Origin of the sequence: Lysinibacillus sp. NPDC093692 (genome assembly GCF_050280125.1) — a bacterium.
Taxonomy (GTDB): domain Bacteria; phylum Bacillota; class Bacilli; order Bacillales_A; family Planococcaceae; genus Lysinibacillus.
The window spans coordinates 63843-81785 of sequence record NZ_JBNNUW010000018.1; the positions used below are offsets into that span (position 1 = coordinate 63843).

A 17943-nucleotide genomic window follows, 5' to 3' on the forward strand; every position below is an offset into this window, starting at 1 on the left:
GGATTAGTTAGGTGGGGAGTATGATGAAAAAAGTTGCTGTAATTCAAGATATGTCATCCTTTGGGAAGTGCTCGTTAACTGCCGCGATGCCTGTGCTGTCAGTGATGGGAGTTCAGGCGGTGCCACTACCAACAGCGATTTTAACGGCACAAACAGGGTATCCGAGTTTTTATTGTGAGGATTTAACGTCAAAGATGGATTACTTTGTGGATGAGTGGAGCAAGCTTGGCGCGACCTTTGATGGCATACACACAGGCTTTGTGACAGGGAAGGAGCAAATCGATAATATTTTTCGATTTTTAAATGTGTTCCACTCAAGTGAAACGAAGCTGCTTGTCGATCCTGTAATGGGCGATTTGGGCGAGGTGTATAAAATGTATACAGGCGAGTTGCTTGATCGTATGAAAGCGCTAGCGAAGTGTGCAGACATTATTACGCCAAATGTTACGGAATGTTGTTTGCTTACAGGATTGTCATACGAGAAGTTACAAAGCTATCAAGATGATTCAGATTATCTTCAGACGTTAGAGGAAGCGGGTCAGCAGCTACAGCAGACGACAGGGGCGAACGTCATTATTACCGGTTTGAATCCGCCGCCAGCAGAGGCGAACAAGCGCTATGTAGGCAATATGTATGTCGATGCAGAACGTTCATTTTCTAGCATCCGAGAATATAACGGCGAGAGTTATTCAGGCACAGGTGATTTGTTTGCATCCGTCATAATGGGTGGCATGATGCGCGGGCAGGATTTAGTTGAATCGATGAAGCTTGCTGAGACGTTTTTAGCCGCTTCAATTGAAGCTACGTCAAAAGAGCATATTCCGCGCGAAGCAGGCGTGAATTTTGAAAAGTTTTTACGAATGCTCCTTTAGATATCTTTTTAATACGTTAATTGGTGGTACCGGCTATACTTCACGTCTTCTATTTAACGGGGGATGGATTTTTTGTAAAAAGGACATAATGAACTTCATGAATTGGGGAGGTGTATAATGGATTCAATTAGATATTACGTAGTGCAAGTAAATGATCTCTATTACCAGGGCGAAATAGACCTTCAATCATGCACAGATGATGAAGAACAGGCCTTTGCGTTTACGGATATTGTGGCAGCAAACGAATTGGCTCATGAGATTAATGGAATCGTCCTGACAAGAGACGTCAGTTATAAGGAGCTAGAAGATCTTTCAGCACAATATCTGATTGAGTACGAAGCATTGCCAAAAGAAGAGCGTGACACTATAGAATCATTTTGTAGGGAGCTCAGTTTAGGAATGTTTGAATAAAAGTCGAATCGAATCTTTTCGGTTCTTTTTTTATGTAGTTTTTGATTGAACTTCAACCTATCTCTCTAAATCCAGAAAATTGTAAACAGCCCGTAGCCACGATTGATGGTACGGGCATTCTTCCTCAAAGATAAAAGAAAAAGCTTCGAAGAAACTAACTCTTCAAATGGCTTTGCTAAACGCTTTATTTAGACATGTTGAACACACAACTATTTAAAAACTACATGTAGAATTATGATCCGTCCCAAAGTATATATGAAAATGCTTGCTGCAATTTGGATTAAAAAGAGTATGACAATGCTTACAGTTTGTGCTATTCATATATTCATGAATCGTTAATTCCTTTTTGCAGACACCACAAAATATTGCCTTTTCATCAAAATCCTCTTTATCCCATGGCTGGATTGTATGATTTGAATTTTCCTCATGGCATTTATAGCAAGGATAATATTCGCCACAACATTTGAATTTAATCGAAATAGTATCTTGCTTATTAGAATAGTGTGTACATCTTCCTTGATCATCAATAACATTTCCTAGAATAATCATAGTTCTAACCTCTTTTCTTAAATGAACTGGACATAATTTTCTTAATTTAATATTTCGCTGGACGCAATCAATCTATTATATTGCTCCCGCATCATTCTAAAATGATGCTTTTCGTGGATGGCAAGTAGCTGGATCGATTGAATAAGATTAGGGTAGTGGGCGATGGGGTCAGGAAAGACAATATGCCCGGCAATATCCTCCTCAATATTTTTTACTAATTTTTGCATTGCGCTCGTTTCATTTATTAGTAATTGTTCTATCTCATCACTGTTCAGCGTAAAACGTATTTTAGAGGGAGGCACTAATATTCCTGGAGCTCTCATGCCTCGTCCTTTTTTGCTTTTATATTCGTCGTAAATATCATGTATTTCAGTGGCGAATGGCTTGTTTCTCCGCATTTTCGCGTAAGGGGTAAGTAGTAGTGAAAATTTTGTTGCTGTTTTCAACATTTTTAGGATGAGATAAAGGTGATAGAAATGTTCGCCAATCGACCATTTATCTTCTTTCTCGCGATGCCATAGTTGCTCCTGCGAGAGTGAGTGAATGCAAGGTAGGTAGTGAGTTCGCTGCTCTTGTAATGTATGAAAATGATGCGCCATATTGTTCGATTTCATAGTTGGAATCTCCTTTATGCTGTTATTCCTATTTTAGGAAACTTTGTGGTGAAAGTACATGAAACATTATTTATAATTGTCATAAAAATAAAAAATATCGGAGGAGGGGAACGAATGAATAGTAGACGTTTAGCAGCTACAGATGCTAAAGCCTATCAGAAATTACGATTAGAGGGATTACAACATAATCCAGAGGCATTTGGTTCTAGCTTTGAGGAGGAAAAGGATTCTCCGATCGAGCTGATTGCCAGCAGATTAAAATCACAGAGTTCTTATACGATAGGGGTATTTGATCAAGAAGAATTAGTGGGCGTAGCGACGTTAGTTCAGGAAAGTATGCTTAAGCTAAACCATAAAGCAGGTATCTATGCCGTTTATGTTTCTCCCGAAAAGCGTGGACTTGGCATTGGCAAGCATTTAATGGTTGAAGCAATTAATAAGGCAAAAGAGTTAGAGGGAGTTGAGCAGCTTAATTTAACAGTTGTGTCAACGAATGCTTCAGCGAAGAGACTGTATTCCTCTTTAGGGTTTGAGGTTTTTGGGACGGAGAAGAAGGCATTAAAAATAGATCAGCAATATTTTGATGAGGATTATATGGTTTTGTTTCTTTAATGAAAAAACTCCAATAGCTTTTTAGCCATTGGAGCTTTAATTTTTATGGAGATCCCCAAAGAAAAAATGAAAGCAAAGCAGTAATTAAAATAATCACAGTAATCATAAAAGCGACGTAGCTGCTAGCGTTGCTCGTTTTATTTTTCAATAGCTTTAGACTTAGTACTATATTAATTATTGATAAAGGGAATGCTAGCCAAAACCCTAAATGACCTAATCGTTCAATTTGTATGGGTGATTGATTGTAAAAATAATAATAGGTGATACCTAGAACAAGTAAAATTGACAGCACGATATTGGTCGATGCAATTTTATTGTTGCTAATCATAATTGCCTCCAATCGATCCTCTTCTTGATGTATAGTATGCATGAAATAAAAATCTGATAAAGAATTTATTTATAAGTGTCCTTGTAGATCCCGGGATTACCTTTATCATCATTTGTTAAATGATAGCCATTTCTATATTTTCAGCTAGCAAAAAAATACCCTGAAAATGTTAGTAAATGTCTAACATTTTCGGGGCAGAACAGGATACGTATCGTTAGTCGTAATATTCAGTAAACTCAATAGATACATCTCTTTAGCTTTTAGGACCTACTCTTTCACCTCTTGTTAACCAACTCCAACATATCTCGAAAAACTTCACTTTTTCTTGTAATAAATATGGAAGGCCAATAAAAAACCAATACATAAAAGCAAGAATGAACACACCAGTTAATATACTGTCCATCTGTGTAGCGATAAAAATGCTAAGGAACATAATAAGAAGATATAGTATAGCTATTCTTTTGTAGGCTATCATAAAATTCCCCTCACTAATATTAATAGTTATGATTTCTAAAAATAAATTTTGGTTCTTTTAAGGTTCATTAAATCCATAAAAAGCCATTAGATAAATCCAAATAAATACTACTAATATAAACGAATTTAGGACGACTAAAATCATACGAGTGGGCCCTTTTATCCCTAAAATAGCGAATATTAATCCTGAAATTCCTGAAATAAATGGAATTGTTAAGCTAATTTCCAGAATGTATTGTGGAGCTAATCCAATAAGAAATGTTAAAAACAAGAAAGTTATTGATAAATACGTAAAAATTTTTCTTTGCAAATAGCACCGCCCCTTGTATGTAAAGAATATAAAAGTTGACTACACATTTACATGAATTTAGCTTATACAAAATCAAACCTTAACATAATTAATGTTAAGGTTTGACTCTATTACAACTATACCACATATGTTATTTATTTACAGTTTTTATCGTATCAAATAAACCTTTCTTTACCTGTTTTGCTATCGTAGTCAAATTCGGCACTTATATCACTTATTTAAAATTAAAATCCACCAAATAAAATTAGGTATTTCTTAACCTAGAATACTTGGTGGGTTTATTTTGTTAATAGATCATATTTCATTAGCATGAATCTGACAATATTCCCTCAATAAATTAGAAGAAATACTGGAATTTTGTATAAGATTTATTAGTAAGTCGCTTTCTTTTAGAGACAGACTGTCATTCGTTAAACAATTTGTATAAAATGATTGAACTTCTCTTGCTTTACAGTAACAGGCCATTAATTTTTCAATTTCTATGTGGATTACCCTCCTTTTTTGTAATTAAGAGATTTAATAACTTCAGATAACTCCATGATGACCGCTTCTAATTTATCTATTTTCCTTTCAAAGCGAATGAATAGATAGACTGTAATAGCAATAGGGAATCCAAAATTTCCTATTAGGCTAATCCAAATTGGAACATTTTCTGGTGTCATAATGTAAATCACCCTCCCTCTTACTCCAAATTAGTAATATAAGGTGATACTCGGATTCGAACCGAGAATCCAGGTTTTGCAGACCCTTGCCTTACCGCTTGGCTATATCAGCAAAATTGTAACTGTACTATGTAAAGAGGATCTTTCTATATTAAAAACAACCTTTCAGTAAAAACATATTATTTTGTCTTGGTTTCATTTCTTATGTTTTTGTCCTCTTTATAGTAAAAAGGAGGTCTCTAAGATGAAGTATGATATAACGGTATATTCAAGCGATGGATGTCAATATTGTGTTAGGTTGAAGGAATGGTTAGAGGGAAATAATATTACTTATATTAATAAAGATATTAATGAAGAGCACGTATTAAAGGAGTTTAAGCAATTTAATAGTAGCGCTATCCCATTTACTTTATTAGTCGCTGATCATAAAGAAGAGAGAATTATTGGTTATCAGCCAGAAAAAATAAAAGCTATATTAGTAGTTGAATGAGTTGGATTAAATCACCTTTTTTTGTATAAAAGGTGATTTTTTTACTCCTTTTAAGAACATTTGTTCTCGTTTTGGTTTATAATATAGATACGACATTCACTTTAAATAGAAAGAAGGCGGATATATTGGAGGGATAATAAATGGAGAATCAAAAAGTAGAGGAATTCTTCTATAGAAATAATGAGCAGGTTAACAATCCAATCATAAAAAGCTTTTTGTCGGATTCCAATAATCTTTATTTGGTGCAACAGGCGATTTTATATCCAACCGAACATAATAAGAAACTTGTCGATGAATCTTTCCAATTGCACTATATAAATGTTAGGAAAATCAAATATGTCAGTAATTTAATTTATTTCTTTAGCTTAGATTTTGATAAAAAAAGGAGAAGGCTGCAAAATCGTGCTTTATTAATATTAGATAAGGGCTTATCAGAAGAAGGTGGCACGACCGCGAAAGAGCTAATGGAAGATGCAAGCGTTGGAACGGGACTGGATTATTTAGTTGGTGGAGGATTATTGGACAATATTGAAGATGAACTGCTTTTAAAGTCTTTGCAAAAACTAACGGTTAAACAGCTTCAAATATTAGAGATGATTTATGTAAAAGAGCTTTCTATAAAAGATATAGCTCACACATTACAAACTACACCACAGAATATATCAAACCTTCATCGGAAGGCTTTAAATAAACTCAAAACTACACTCAGGGAAAAGGAGGAATAGTTTATGGCGATTTTAGAAAATCGATACAATGAAGAGACGCTAACGATTATAGAGAATTTCATACCGAAAATAAAACAATGTTTGCACAATACCGACTTTCAGGAAAGAGAAGACTTGGAACAAGAAATTAAATTGAAAATTATAGAAAAGCTTGCAACAGTAGATTTTCAGGATGCCCCTAGTTTTTGGGATATTCTCTCGTGAACTTTATACTCGGTTGTCTCGAGTGGCCACCCGGCAACCTAAATTCCAACACCTTAAAATAAAACGATGTACATAGTAAAGATATTATGTACATCGTTTTATTAATGGATTAGCCTTTTAGGAAATCAGGCTTTTCGAAGCTTGGGTTTGGATATTTATAGAAGCCTTCGCCTGATGCTCGACCTAGTTTGCCTTTTTCGATATACTTTGTTCTTAAAAGGTTAGCTAATTTATTCAAGCTTTCATCATTTGTAGCAGCAGCTTTCGCTTCTACAATGTTGAGGGAAGTATTAATACCGATAATGTCAAGGATTGCGAATGGACCTAGTGGTGCTCCTGTTGCGATCATCCATGTTTTGTCGATTGTTTCTGGGTCTGCTATTTCTTTTACTAGTAGTGATTCAGCAGCATCTAAAAAGGGAACTAGTAATGAATTCAAAATATAGCCTGGTTGTTCTTTATATAACGGTAGTGGAACCATGCCGATTGCAAGTGCAAATTTTACGACTTCATCGAATACGTTCATATCAGTGCCAGGGTGTTTCATAATCTCGGCTGTGTTGTTTTTCCAAATCGTATTTGCAAAGTGAAGCGCCAAAAATTTCTCTGGGCGACCAGTTGCTTCTGCAAATTGGCTTGGTAATAAAGTTGAAGAGTTTGTTGCGAAAATTGTTTTAGCAGGGGCAACTTTACCAAGATTTGTGTAAAATTCTGTTTTAATTGTAACAACTTCTGGGATCGCCTCAATGACAAGATCAGCATTTGCAACGGCTTCCGATAAATCACTTTTAAATGATAAGCGTGCATAAGCAGCATTTACTTCTTCTTGAGTTGCACCTAGATCTTTTTGGTATAACGGTTTTAATTTTGTAATACGATCTTGTGCATTTTTTAATGTTTCATCATTAATATCGTATACTGTTACATTAAATCCTTTAAAAGCTGATTGATAAGCAATTTGACTACCTAGAACACCGCTACCTGCAACGGTAATATTTTGATAATCCATCCTAAATTCCTCCTTTGTTATTTTTTTCCTTATTACAATCCCATACTACTCCTTTCAATTTTGAAAAATCAAATGATAGCCAATGATAAAAAAAATTCAAAGCTGCATTAATTTTTCCGGGAGCATAACAATAAAAAAAACGCCATAGAGTGACGTTTAATTTTCAATAGCTACTAAAGCATTATCCATTTGGCGTTCATTATATTTTATTGCATTACTATTAGTCGATTCGAGTCCCTTAAAAGTATAATTAGAATTTTGATAAAACCCAAAGACAAAATCGTTGATAGGTGTTTCTTCCTCTCCATAATATCTATTCACTACAGTTGACTTAAAAATATTTCCTAGCATATATTCATCATTTTGTACGTCTGCCAAATATTTTTTGTTTTTATATTCGGCAATAATGTAATCCTCGAATTCTTTGATTTCAGCCTTTGTAGCTGGATACTTTTTAGCGTAGGCTACAATTGTATCGAACTTTTCAGTAGGAGGACTATTAAGAGACGCAATTTCCTTTACGTTATCCTGCCAAGTTACATCTTCTGTTTCTACTTTAGCTACAGGCTCTTTTTCAGACGTATTAGCTACATTTGCTTTATTTACTTCATATTCAGGGGAAATATCCCAATAGGCTAACATACATAAAATCATAAAGATTATGGGAATCGCAGTAAATTTCAGCATTTTCAGAGCTTTAATTCTGTCCAATTTGATGAAATGGAAAACGGCAAGAAGAAGAAATACAACTATCATAATGATACTAATAAGAGTAATAAGGACTAATATATTTACAAGGGTATTTACCAATTATAAAAAACTCCTTTCTTTAGATCGAACTCTTCTGTTTATCAAATATTTTAATATATAGAATAAAATAGAACTACAATCTAGCTGAAATTTTATGCTATAAAAAAGAACAGCTCTCGAGCTGCCCTTGCACTAAACAAAATTTCACATGCTACTTATAGTGTAACTTTAAAACTGATCGCTTTTCCAATAATCTTTGCCGGATTATTTTGGTCTACTATATAAGGTTCATGTTTTGGGTTATCTGGCATAAGTAAAATGGTATTACCTTGTTTTTTTACACGCTTAAGAGTTGCTTCTGTATCTCCGTTTACAAGTACAGCTGCTATCTCCCCGTATTCAACTTCACTTTGCTCTCTAATCAAAACCTTAGAGCCATTTGGTATTCCGAAACATATCGCTCACAAGAAAGACAAAATTATTTATATGCCCAAGGACGTACTCGACCAGGGCAGGTCGTTACTTGGACGCTTAAAAGCAACCATAGCAGTCGTTTAGCTTGGGATATTGCCGTTGGTCCTCCAAAAACACTTTATGATGTAGCTACACTTAATAAAGTAGGTACCATCGCTCGCAAGCTTGGCATTACATGGGGCGGGGATTGGATCGGTAGCATTGACCGACCACATTTTGAAGTTAAATCAACTTGGAAAATGCCAACAGGTTATAAGTTAGAAGGTCAAGTAATCGTTCCTAGCAGTAGCAAAACAACAGTGCAATTACTTGTAGAAGACAAGAAGGAGGACAACAAAGTGACACAAGTATGGAATCCTGCATCACCAACAATGCGCACAGAAACAGAAAATTATATAGCGCAAGCAATTAAAGAAGGTATTATTCAAGATTCGCATTTAAAAGATTTAAAAAATGGTGTAATGACAACTGATCGGTTATTAGGTCTGTATATTACAATTCAGCAACGTCGAGCTAATTAGTTTTAAAGACACCGCCAAAATAATGGCGATGTTCATTAGCTTGGCGTAGGTTTATTTTTTAGCAAAGAGATTTTATATCAAATGATTCTCCATTATTTAGCCCCACAATCTACATAGTTTTACCCTCTGCTATTTCTTTAGAGTCTTTTTGACTGGGAATATATTCATATTTACTATTCTTTATACCTAATAAAGATTGAACAAGTTTACTATTTTTTCTACATAATTTAATAAGAGGGATAAAGCATATTTATAATAGGGTGTTAATTCAAAATAAGAAATAATGATACAATACGTTGGATTTACTGAAAAAACTCCATAATGCATAGTAGAAATATGCAATATGTTCTCTGGGTTTACATGGGGATTTAGTAATTTTTTACGTTATGAAAAATAGGACTTTCTTATAATTTTGAATAACTTACATAATTTTATAGATTTACTAACAGTTGTTTTAGTACACTAAATTTATGAATTGAAAGGGGCAAGATTAATAATGAAAAAGACACTTATAGCTGGTGCACTTAGTATTGCATGTTTTACAGGAGGTTTTGGATTACAAGCAAATGCACAAGAACAAGTACGAGAAAATTTAAATGTTGCTAGCATTATCCATCCAAAACAAGAAGTTGCTGTAGTTATTCCGTGGCAATCATTGACTTACCAGGACCTTTATAAACAACTGTTAATTTCCGAATTAGCTATTGATCATCGTGGTATTGTAACAACAAAAAATAGTATTACAGCAAAGTGGGCAATAGATCCTACAATGACTCCACAGGAACAAAAAGAATTTAAAGAGTTGTACGGTAACGCTATGCAAGTAAAATTTACTCCATCTGGGAATTCATTTAAAGGAGAAGTTTTGATTAAAGGAAAATGGATACCTTTAGATAAGGAAGAATTAAATGAGTTTATTAAAGAGATATTCCGAGATGAAACTATTGATTTAAAACCAGGCGGTTACTTCACAGATTCTATAGGTCACTGGGCTGAGAGCTATATCCAAGTACTTTATCAATTTGACATTATTAATGGTACATCTGCTACAACATTTAATCCAAACGGAAAAGTAACACGCGGACAATTAGCTTCTATGATTTTCCGTGCTTCTGGATTAGATGTGAAGGAAGATTATGAAGGTCCTGCTTCATATAAGGATTTGGGGAATTTTGCAGGTGCAAAAGAAGTAGCGGTTTTAGAGGCATATGGCTTACTTGATATTTTTGATGGTGCTAATTTTGAGCCAAATAAACCTGCTACACGTGAGGAAATGGCATTTGTAACAGCAAGATATATAGAAGGAACGGACTATGATGTAAGTAAGGTTAGTAAAAATAACCCATTTACAGACAAAAGTAAAATGCGTCAAGAAACTGTTGAATCTATCGGATTATTAAAGCAATTAGGTATAATTGATGGAGTGAACGGTCAATTTAATCCAAAAGGTAATCTTACACGTGCCGAGTTCTCTAAAATTTTTACACTAACATTAGCGTTATTTGATGATGCTGAGTAATTAATATAAAGCAATCCACATATTTGGTGGATTGCTTTTTTATTCGACTAGCATATGAAATACGTGACTTAATAAATAACCTAATAAAATATATGCTATAAAGGATGTTCGTGATACTGATCGAATATGATGCAAAATAAATTCTGAAATACTGGCGGTTGCGATTAACCCAATCGATACACCCATTAGTACGCCTTGTGCATTATCGGATAACTGCCAATATTGACCGATCTGTATAAAAATACTGAAGAAAATCGAAAATGCTACAAAATAAATAAAAAGTCTCCATAGCTTTTCTCCCTGTGATAGTAATGCTGTTGAAAGTGCAAAGCCTTCTGGTAGATGATGTAGAATAATGGAAGCTGTTATTGCAATACTTAATGCGGATTTCCCTAGTAACTGTCCGACAGTAAGGCTCATCGGAATCGTATGGATAATGATAGCGATGGCAAGTAGTGATACAGAGGGATTTTGTGTATGTGAAGTGTGAAATACACTATTCAGTATTTCAAATATTAAATAGCCCATCAAAATTCCGAGTATAAGGCCTAGTGAATTATATAATTGAAAAGAAGAAGGAATGACGTCTACTACAAGTAAGCCCACTAAAAATCCGCCACATAATAATGATAATCCATGCGTTGTATGTTGAAATAGCCTTGAGAATACCCAAGCTAGGGCTCCTCCAATGCTAGCACTAAAAAATAGAAAACCACCAAGTATCATTGCACTCAACTGCAAAATTCCTCCACCCTATATATACTTTAAGCTGTTTTAAAATATATGCTAAATAGAAACGAATATGATAATAGTCAGTTTTTAGAAAAAGATTCATTGTATTCATTACTAAAATTAAAAGATCATTTTTCGATGAATCTCTTTTTGTCGTTTTATTATCGAATTTTGCGTCATTGACATGTTGGTGATATCGAATTGACTGAATATTGTTTAAATTTTATACTTTTTAGTAGTAATACCAGATTCATTGATTTAGTAACTACTAATGAAGGTGAGGAATGGAAGTATGAAATGGGATGCGAGTTATGATGTGGTAGTAGTAGGTTCAGGCGCAGCAGGGCTAACGGCAGGTCTGACAGCAAAGCTACATGGGATGAAATCATTAGTTATTGAAAAGACAGAGCGTTATGGAGGGGCATCTGCCTTGTCTGGTGGAGCACTATGGATTCCAAATAATCATGTGATTAAGAGTGAAGGTGTTCCTGATACACATAAACTAGCGCGTTTATACTTAGATTCAACTATAGGTGATCGTGTACCAGAGGCTTTAAAGGAAGCTTATATTAAACGAGGACCAGAAATGTTAAGGTATTTCAATAATCATACTCGGCATATGCGTTTCCAATATGCGAAAGGTTATTCGGATTATTATCCTGAAAAACCAGGTGGCTTCCCTCAAGGACGGTCGATTGAGCCACTTATTTTTGATTTGAAGAAAATGGGGGCATTAGTAGATACGATGCGTCGTTCTTCATTATCCACTAAAGGTTTTACGATGAATAGCTCTGAGTTTCATAAGGTAAATATGATTAGACGTACGACAAAAGGGAAAACAACTGCATTAAAACTAGGCTTACGATTAGTGAAATCGAAATTAACAGGAAGTCTGCCTGTTGCATTAGGGGAAGCGCTCATTGCTCGTTTACGAATGTCACTTGCAGAAGCGAATGGAGAACTGTGGATCTCGACTGCATTTAAAGATTTTATAGTTGAAAATAATCGAGTGACCGGTATTGTAGTTGTACGAGATGGGCAGGAGATGCGGATTGAGGCGAAACGTGGGGTAGTCCTTTCTTCAGGTGGATTTTCTCATAATCAAGCATATCGCGAAAAATATTTGCCGGCACCAACAAACTCAAAATGGACTTCTACGCCAGAGGGACAAACGGGAGATATTATCGAACCAAGTGTGAAAATAGGGGCGACGCTAGATTTAATGGATAAAGTATGGGGAGCTCCTTCCGTTATTGATCCACAAGGGCAACCTTTCTTCCTTGTTGCAGACCGCGGAGTGCCTAATATGATAGTTGTGGATGGTGTTGGGAAACGATATTTGAATGAAGCGGCACCTTATCATGAATTTGTAGATAATATGTATATTCATCATCAAGAAACAAATCAGGCTATACCTTCTTGGATCGTCATCGATGCAACAGCAAAGAGCCGTTATATTTTCACAGGATTATTTCCAGGCCAAGCTTTCCCAAAAAGTTGGTTTGATAACGGCGTAGTGAAAAGTGCACAAACAATCGAAGAGCTTGCAGAGCAAATGAATGTTCCGGTGGAGAATTTAGTGGAAACTGTAGAGCGTTTCAATACCTTTGCTCGTAATGGCCGAGATGAAGATTTCCTTCGAGGAGATAGTGCTTATGATAAGTATTATGGAGATCCTACTTTGAAGAATCCGAACCTAGCAGAGCTTACAAATGCTCCATTTTATGCACTCGCTTTATATCCAGGAGATATTGGGACTAAGGGGGGCTTAGTGGTGGATGAGCATGCGCGCGTTTTAAAGGCAGACGGTACGGCAATTGAAGGGTTATATGCATCAGGCAATTGCTCAGCCTCTATAATGGGAGAGACTTATCCGGGACCAGGTGCAACATTGGGCCCTGGTATGACATTAAGCTATATTGCAACAACGCATATGGCGAAAGAAGGTAATAAGGAACAATTGCCTTTATTAAAAGTTTAACATTGTAATAATGCCTAAGTTCAGTATTTTACTGGATTTAGGTTTTTTGTTTGATCTTCATTCAATTGATTATTGAATAAAGGGTTCTATAAGTTAATAGATACGAATATAGATTCAATTAAGTGTAAAATTGGTTCATACCCAAAAATAGGGATAATATTTATCGAAATGCATGTTAACTATAAGTTTTGGTGCAGAGCCTGAGCGACACTACGTAGGAATGGAGATCCCCGCTTTATGGAGATGAGCTGTAAAAAACTTAGAAGGGAGAGATTATGCACGTGCTATCTTATAGACTCGTAACAACGATAGAAGAGTTAGAGATCTATAAAAGTACTTGGTCACAAATACTTGAACGTGAAAAAAATAATAATCCATTCATTGAATTTGAATGGGTTTCGACATGGTGGACGACGTTAGGTGTTCATGACAACGTAGAGATTTACATAGTCGAACATAAAGGTATGGCGATAGCCTTTTTCCCGTTTGTTCGTTGTCAACGATTAGGTGGTACACAGTATTATGTTTTTTTAGGACAAGGGTTTGCGACTTATATGGACGTCATTGCAGAGAAGCAATGGAAGGAACCTGCAATAAAATACTTACTAAAGGAGCTTTCTCAGAAAGATGGTCGGTTTATTATAGCGTTAAATGGCTTGTTAGAGAGTGAACAAACATCTCAACTATTAGAAAAATATGCAATAGAGCATCAGATCCCTCATTCTATTTTTCGTACGGTCACGTCTTATATTGATTTTCAATCTATAAAGCTTGAGGACTTTCTTCATAAGCATAGAAAAAATTTTAAATCGATTCAACGTCGTGAAAAAAAGTTAAAGGTGCTTGGTCAAGTATCTTTTCAAGAGGTACATCCTGAAGGCCTAGCTGGCATGTTTGATTTGTTTGCGAGAAGATGGCGGAAGAAACTCGATACGAGTGGGTTTACAGAAGCTAAAACACGACTCTTTTTTGAGCGATTGGCAAAGGAGAAAAGTAACGCGTTCCGAGTAGAAATCGATAGTCTCCAGTTTGGAGGATATTGGATTGGCTTTACTATCGATATTTGCTGTAGAGATCGAAATTTTTGCCAAGCTATGGGACATGAACCTGATTTTAATATGTTCGGACCTGGTCGTATAATCGAGAGAGAAAATATGCTCAAAGCACACGCCAAAAACTATCGTTTTTATGATTTAGGCAGTGGTTATGAGCCCTACAAGTTTGAGTGGTATACAGATGTTGATTTTTCAAGAAAATTTGTAATGAGTACAAACGGCAAAAGAGAGCGTATTTTACGATTCATGATGGTCTTACGAGACAGATTGAAAGGTCAATTAAAGAATAATCACCAGCTCGTGAAATTGAAGCGAAATCGATTAGGGGAGCTGTGCTATTTTTTAAAAAATGCCCGACTAAAGGATTGGTTCCATTGTTTCAAAAAGGGAATTAATTGCATGATAGCTGTTCATATGTTTGATATTTATGTTGCTAACAATGGACAATGTAAAACTACATCCAATTTTAATGAAGTGTTTATTCAGGATGTGATGGCATGGGAGGGTCGTGCTAATTACGTCTCAAACTATCATAAAGGCTATCGGATCTTTAGAAATAGCGCGGATGAAATAGCTTATGTAAGACATGATCAACTATTTCGTGAAGAAGCGACAGGATTTACACTCAAGCTTCCATCAAATGTTTCCTACATTAAAGAAAAAAATCAACAGCTGTCCGATGTTGTTGCCAATGTGCAGAAGGAAGGAATAGCCGTCTGTACATCCGTTTATTGGTATGAAAGAAAAAGACGTAGAGAGCTAGCGCAATTAGGTTTTCAAAGGATAGAGAGGATAAAAATAATTCAATTATTTAAAAAGAAAAAGATATACCGCCAAGAAAACAATTGGTTAAAATATCTTCAATCACAAGGGCAAAATATTGACCATCTATGGCAATTAGCACTATTACCTTTATTAATCTAACTTCTTTCAGCAAATGTCTTTTGTACCGAATGCGTAGTTACAGATACAGGTGTCCAAACACCGGCTGAAATAGAGGAACTCAGTCAAAGAACGCCACGTCCTGTGGCAATGACTGAGTGACCAACATCTCGTTGGCCTAAAGCCTCCGGCGGATGTCACGGAATCGGAAAGGAGTTCTTAGGGGATGCTAGCCTAAAAACATCGCATCCATGCGATAACGGCTAACTGACCTGCATCGGTAAAAACGCCACGTCCTGTGGTATTACCGAAATGACCGACATCGTGTCGGCCCTCGTGCAGGCCAAAGCACAAAGCCGATTCCAGACGCAATTATGCCGAGGCATAATTGATAAAAAAATCCCTAGCGTCAATGACGCTAGGGATTTTTTATGATTAAAAGTGTATACCTGGTTTATCAGAAAGCTTGCAGCCTGTACCATATTTCGCTTTTAGAGCACCTTTAAAATTAGTTTGCTCAAGTTCAGGGAATGCTTGTTTCCAAAGTTCAAACACATTGTGACTTGAAGCAGTACCTTCTTTTGTTAGTCGAACAATATGGAAACCATATTCATCGTTGCATCGAGCTAATGGACGATTTACACGCACATTAATGATTCGACCGCTCGCTGTAACTTCATATAAGCCTTCGTAACCTGAAATGGCACGTTTTTCTTCATTAATCTCAGCTGTTTTTTCTACTTTTTCTTTCTTTTCTTTTTGTGCTTCTTTGACTTCATTTTTTTCTACAGGCTTAGTAGCTTCTTTAACTTCTTCTTTTTCTACAGGCGTAGCTACTTCTTTAACTTCCTCTGTCTCCACAGTCGTAGCCTCTTCGTTATTTTGAGGTGCAAGCTGTTCCATAATGACAAAATCCTTGTTAGAAGCTTTGTCGCTCATTGTAGCCATTATGTTCATAATAGAGCCTACATAACGCACTGGTTTATCTTTACCTTCTTCAAATACGAAAATATTATAATCGGTTTTATTCATTTTTTTCATAATAATATTTCCTGTTTTAGTAGTAAAACCGATAAATTTGTTCTTTTTAAGTGCTTGTATTGCTTGTTGCTTTGTTAAAATCATTTTTTAAATCTCCTAAAGAATCGTTTTTTCTATTCTACCATAAAATCAGCTTCTCTGTTTTTCTTAAATATTTGCTGTTCTATTATTGCATTAATAATTCAAAGAAAATTGATTATCGACATAGTGTGGGGGTGATTTCCGTTCCGGCTGGGCGCTTTCGATGAGTCGCTTGGGGTAACCTTGCAAACTGTTTCGGTAGGTAATAGAATTGTCGGGTAATCAAGAAAACTGTTCCGAGCGTGTGGAACTGCTCGGGTAACCGCTCTAATCATACCCACATAACCAAAAGGAGGATTTTATTATGGTTCAACATTTATTTAATATGAATTTAAAATGGTCGGAGGGGAGAAATGGGACTGGTACGATTGTTGCGGACAATCTTCATACGAAAATTTCTATTCCTCGAGAAATGAATGGACCAGGGGTTGGGACAAATCCTGATGAAATGCTGCTCGGAGCGGCAGCGACGTGCTATTTAATTACACTTGCTGCATTACTTGAAAATGCGAAGGTTGCTCTGTTGGATTTGACTATGCAAGCTGAAGGTTATGTAGATGTCACGAATGGTGTTTTTACTTATGAGCGAATCGTCCATAAGCCGAAAATTGTTGTACAAAATTTAACGGAGCGAGAACAAAAGAGAATTAATCGATTAGCGGAGAAGGCTGAACAAACATGTATGATTAGTAAGGCATTAAAAGGCAATGTTCACATTGCATGTGATGTACAAATAATACAAGGGTAACATTTGAACATATCCATTTATGGCAGGAGTTTTTCAAACTAGTTTTGAAAAAACTCCTTTTTTGAGGCATCCACAAAAGTTAGGAACGGAAATCAACCCATGTCATGGTGATGAACCCCTTTTTACCATTTTATTATGAAAATGCTTTATCAAAAGTAGTTCTATAAATGTCCCAAATGAATATATAAAGTTAAGTGCTAAAAAAATGCAAAGGATGATGTATTGCACGGGCAGTTAGCTCAGACTAAAACATTTTATAGTAAAATCGGAAAAAGAATTTTTGATATTGTGGGGGCACTCCTATTACTTTTCATAACCATTCCTCTTATGTTAGTAGTTTTCCTCATTCTACTCATTAGTACAGGTCGCCCTGTTTTTTTTAAACAAATCCGTACTGGACAGGAACATCAGCGCTTTATTATTTGGAAGCTGCGGACAATGACCATACAGGCAGTTCCGGTAAAAATGCCAAGATTGTGTGCTGACGGAATTCCAGATGATTTTTATTTTAAAACCGAACAGGATGCACGCATTACAAGGGTTGGGGCTGTTCTTCGGAAGTTAAGTATTGATGAAATTCCTCAGCTCATTAATGTCTTAAAAGGGGATATGAGTATTGTTGGACCACGGCCAGAAGTTCCAACCATTACAAATGCTTATAACACTTTACAGGCACGACGTTTAGAAGTGAAGCCTGGTTTAACAGGGCTTGCTCAAATTAACGGCCGCTCTAATATTTCTCACGGACAAAAAATTTCATATGACCTAGAATACGTTGTTAAATATTCATTTTGGATGGATATAAAAATTATCATCAAAACACTTTTCGTAGTTTTAGCGAGAACAGGTGCTTATTAAATATTAAGGAGTGTTAGGTACTGAAAATCGTTCAGCTTATT

The 17943-nt window shown here is 35.8% G+C and carries 21 protein-coding genes, 1 tRNA gene and 1 pseudogene; 12 read left to right on the forward strand and 11 right to left on the reverse strand.

Annotation, left to right across the window (positions count from 1 at the left end):
- The first annotated feature begins 23 nt into the window (after nt 1–23).
- Nucleotides 24–872: a pyridoxamine kinase gene (locus tag ACQKN4_RS17890; RefSeq protein ID WP_427484404.1), complete on the forward strand. Its 849-nt coding sequence runs from the start codon at nt 24–26 to the stop codon at nt 870–872.
- A gap of 117 nt (nt 873–989) precedes the next feature.
- Nucleotides 990–1283 (forward strand): hypothetical protein, encoded by a 294-nt coding sequence (locus ACQKN4_RS17895; protein WP_427484386.1) that lies wholly within the window; start codon nt 990–992, stop codon nt 1281–1283.
- Between the two features lie 213 nt (nt 1284–1496).
- Here ACQKN4_RS17895 and ACQKN4_RS17900 read toward each other — a convergent pair whose 3' ends face one another.
- Nucleotides 1497–1832 (reverse strand): CHY zinc finger protein, encoded by a 336-nt coding sequence (locus ACQKN4_RS17900; RefSeq protein ID WP_079561433.1) that lies wholly within the window; start codon nt 1830–1832, stop codon nt 1497–1499.
- Nucleotides 1833–1873: 41 nt separating this feature from the next.
- Nucleotides 1874–2446: a DinB family protein gene (locus ACQKN4_RS17905; protein ID WP_427484387.1), complete on the reverse strand. Its 573-nt coding sequence runs from the start codon at nt 2444–2446 to the stop codon at nt 1874–1876.
- Between the two features lie 114 nt (nt 2447–2560).
- Here ACQKN4_RS17905 and ACQKN4_RS17910 point away from each other — a divergent pair, with 114 nt between their 5' ends.
- Complete coding sequence (locus ACQKN4_RS17910) at nt 2561–3058, forward strand: GNAT family N-acetyltransferase (RefSeq protein ID WP_079561435.1); 498 nt, start codon at nt 2561–2563, stop codon at nt 3056–3058.
- 43 nt (nt 3059–3101) lie between these two features.
- On the opposite strand, the gene ACQKN4_RS17915 is transcribed toward ACQKN4_RS17910, so the two are convergent.
- The 4 genes from ACQKN4_RS17915 to ACQKN4_RS17930 form a co-directional block, all read right to left on the reverse strand.
- Nucleotides 3102–3386, reverse strand: coding sequence for a hypothetical protein (locus ACQKN4_RS17915; protein WP_079561436.1), 285 nt, complete (start codon nt 3384–3386; stop codon nt 3102–3104).
- 532 nt (nt 3387–3918) lie between these two features.
- On the reverse strand, nt 3919–4170 hold the full coding sequence (locus ACQKN4_RS17920; RefSeq protein ID WP_079561438.1) for a hypothetical protein: 252 nt from the start codon (nt 4168–4170) through the stop codon (nt 3919–3921).
- A gap of 488 nt (nt 4171–4658) precedes the next feature.
- A complete protein-coding gene (locus tag ACQKN4_RS17925) occupies nt 4659–4832 on the reverse strand; it encodes a YvrJ family protein (RefSeq protein ID WP_016993736.1) in 174 nt (57 codons plus the stop codon).
- A gap of 41 nt (nt 4833–4873) precedes the next feature.
- Nucleotides 4874–4942: transfer RNA gene (locus tag ACQKN4_RS17930), tRNA-Cys, on the reverse strand.
- Nucleotides 4943–5076: 134 nt separating this feature from the next.
- On the opposite strand from ACQKN4_RS17930, the gene ACQKN4_RS17935 reads away from it, so the two are divergent.
- The 3 genes from ACQKN4_RS17935 to ACQKN4_RS17945 all read left to right on the forward strand — a co-directional run bounded on the left by ACQKN4_RS17935 (nt 5077) and on the right by ACQKN4_RS17945 (nt 6251).
- Entirely contained in the window at nt 5077–5322 is a 246-nt protein-coding gene (locus ACQKN4_RS17935) for a glutaredoxin family protein (protein WP_079561439.1), read from the forward strand.
- A gap of 140 nt (nt 5323–5462) precedes the next feature.
- The gene (locus ACQKN4_RS17940; protein WP_079561440.1) at nt 5463–6047 is read left to right on the forward strand and encodes a sigma-70 family RNA polymerase sigma factor; all 585 of its coding nucleotides are present in this window, start codon (nt 5463–5465) and stop codon (nt 6045–6047) included.
- A gap of 3 nt (nt 6048–6050) precedes the next feature.
- Entirely contained in the window at nt 6051–6251 is a 201-nt protein-coding gene (locus ACQKN4_RS17945) for a hypothetical protein (RefSeq protein ID WP_079561441.1), read from the forward strand.
- Between the two features lie 109 nt (nt 6252–6360).
- On the opposite strand, the gene ACQKN4_RS17950 is transcribed toward ACQKN4_RS17945, so the two are convergent.
- The 3 genes and pseudogenes from ACQKN4_RS17950 to ACQKN4_RS17960 all read right to left on the reverse strand — a co-directional run.
- On the reverse strand, nt 6361–7260 hold the full coding sequence (locus tag ACQKN4_RS17950; protein ID WP_427484388.1) for a 3-hydroxyacyl-CoA dehydrogenase: 900 nt from the start codon (nt 7258–7260) through the stop codon (nt 6361–6363).
- 156 nt (nt 7261–7416) lie between these two features.
- Nucleotides 7417–7902 carry a hypothetical protein gene (locus ACQKN4_RS17955; RefSeq protein ID WP_427484389.1) on the reverse strand — a complete coding sequence of 162 codons (486 nt, stop codon included), beginning with the start codon at nt 7900–7902 and terminating at the stop codon, nt 7417–7419.
- A 323-nt stretch (nt 7903–8225) separates the two neighbouring features.
- A pseudogene (locus tag ACQKN4_RS17960) lies at nt 8226–8456 on the reverse strand (LexA family protein); the annotation flags it as partial.
- On the opposite strand from ACQKN4_RS17960, the gene ACQKN4_RS17965 reads away from it, so the two are divergent.
- Nucleotides 8421–9005 (forward strand): M15 family metallopeptidase, encoded by a 585-nt coding sequence (locus ACQKN4_RS17965; protein WP_427484390.1) that lies wholly within the window; start codon nt 8421–8423, stop codon nt 9003–9005. The pseudogene ACQKN4_RS17960 and the gene ACQKN4_RS17965 sit on opposite strands and share 36 nt — an antisense overlap.
- Before the next feature lie 496 nt (nt 9006–9501).
- Entirely contained in the window at nt 9502–10524 is a 1023-nt protein-coding gene (locus tag ACQKN4_RS17970; RefSeq protein ID WP_427484391.1) for an S-layer homology domain-containing protein, read from the forward strand.
- 39 nt (nt 10525–10563) lie between these two features.
- Here ACQKN4_RS17970 and ACQKN4_RS17975 read toward each other — a convergent pair whose 3' ends face one another.
- Nucleotides 10564–11250, reverse strand: coding sequence for a ZIP family metal transporter (locus tag ACQKN4_RS17975; RefSeq protein ID WP_240518274.1), 687 nt, complete (start codon nt 11248–11250; stop codon nt 10564–10566).
- Nucleotides 11251–11548: 298 nt separating this feature from the next.
- On the opposite strand from ACQKN4_RS17975, the gene ACQKN4_RS17980 reads away from it, so the two are divergent.
- On the forward strand, nt 11549–13237 hold the full coding sequence (locus ACQKN4_RS17980) for an FAD-binding protein (protein ID WP_427484392.1): 1689 nt from the start codon (nt 11549–11551) through the stop codon (nt 13235–13237).
- A gap of 281 nt (nt 13238–13518) precedes the next feature.
- Nucleotides 13519–15216 carry a GNAT family N-acetyltransferase gene (locus tag ACQKN4_RS17985; RefSeq protein WP_427484393.1) on the forward strand — a complete coding sequence of 566 codons (1698 nt, stop codon included), beginning with the start codon at nt 13519–13521 and terminating at the stop codon, nt 15214–15216.
- 393 nt (nt 15217–15609) lie between these two features.
- Here ACQKN4_RS17985 and ACQKN4_RS17990 read toward each other — a convergent pair whose 3' ends face one another.
- The gene (locus ACQKN4_RS17990) at nt 15610–16299 is read right to left on the reverse strand and encodes an NUMOD4 domain-containing protein (protein ID WP_427484394.1); all 690 of its coding nucleotides are present in this window, start codon (nt 16297–16299) and stop codon (nt 15610–15612) included.
- 301 nt (nt 16300–16600) lie between these two features.
- Here ACQKN4_RS17990 and ACQKN4_RS17995 point away from each other — a divergent pair, with 301 nt between their 5' ends.
- A complete protein-coding gene (locus ACQKN4_RS17995) occupies nt 16601–17044 on the forward strand; it encodes an SACOL1771 family peroxiredoxin (protein ID WP_079561449.1) in 444 nt (147 codons plus the stop codon).
- A 222-nt stretch (nt 17045–17266) separates the two neighbouring features.
- Nucleotides 17267–17902 (forward strand): sugar transferase, encoded by a 636-nt coding sequence (locus ACQKN4_RS18000; protein ID WP_427484395.1) that lies wholly within the window; start codon nt 17267–17269, stop codon nt 17900–17902.
- Nucleotides 17903–17943 lie beyond the last annotated feature (41 nt).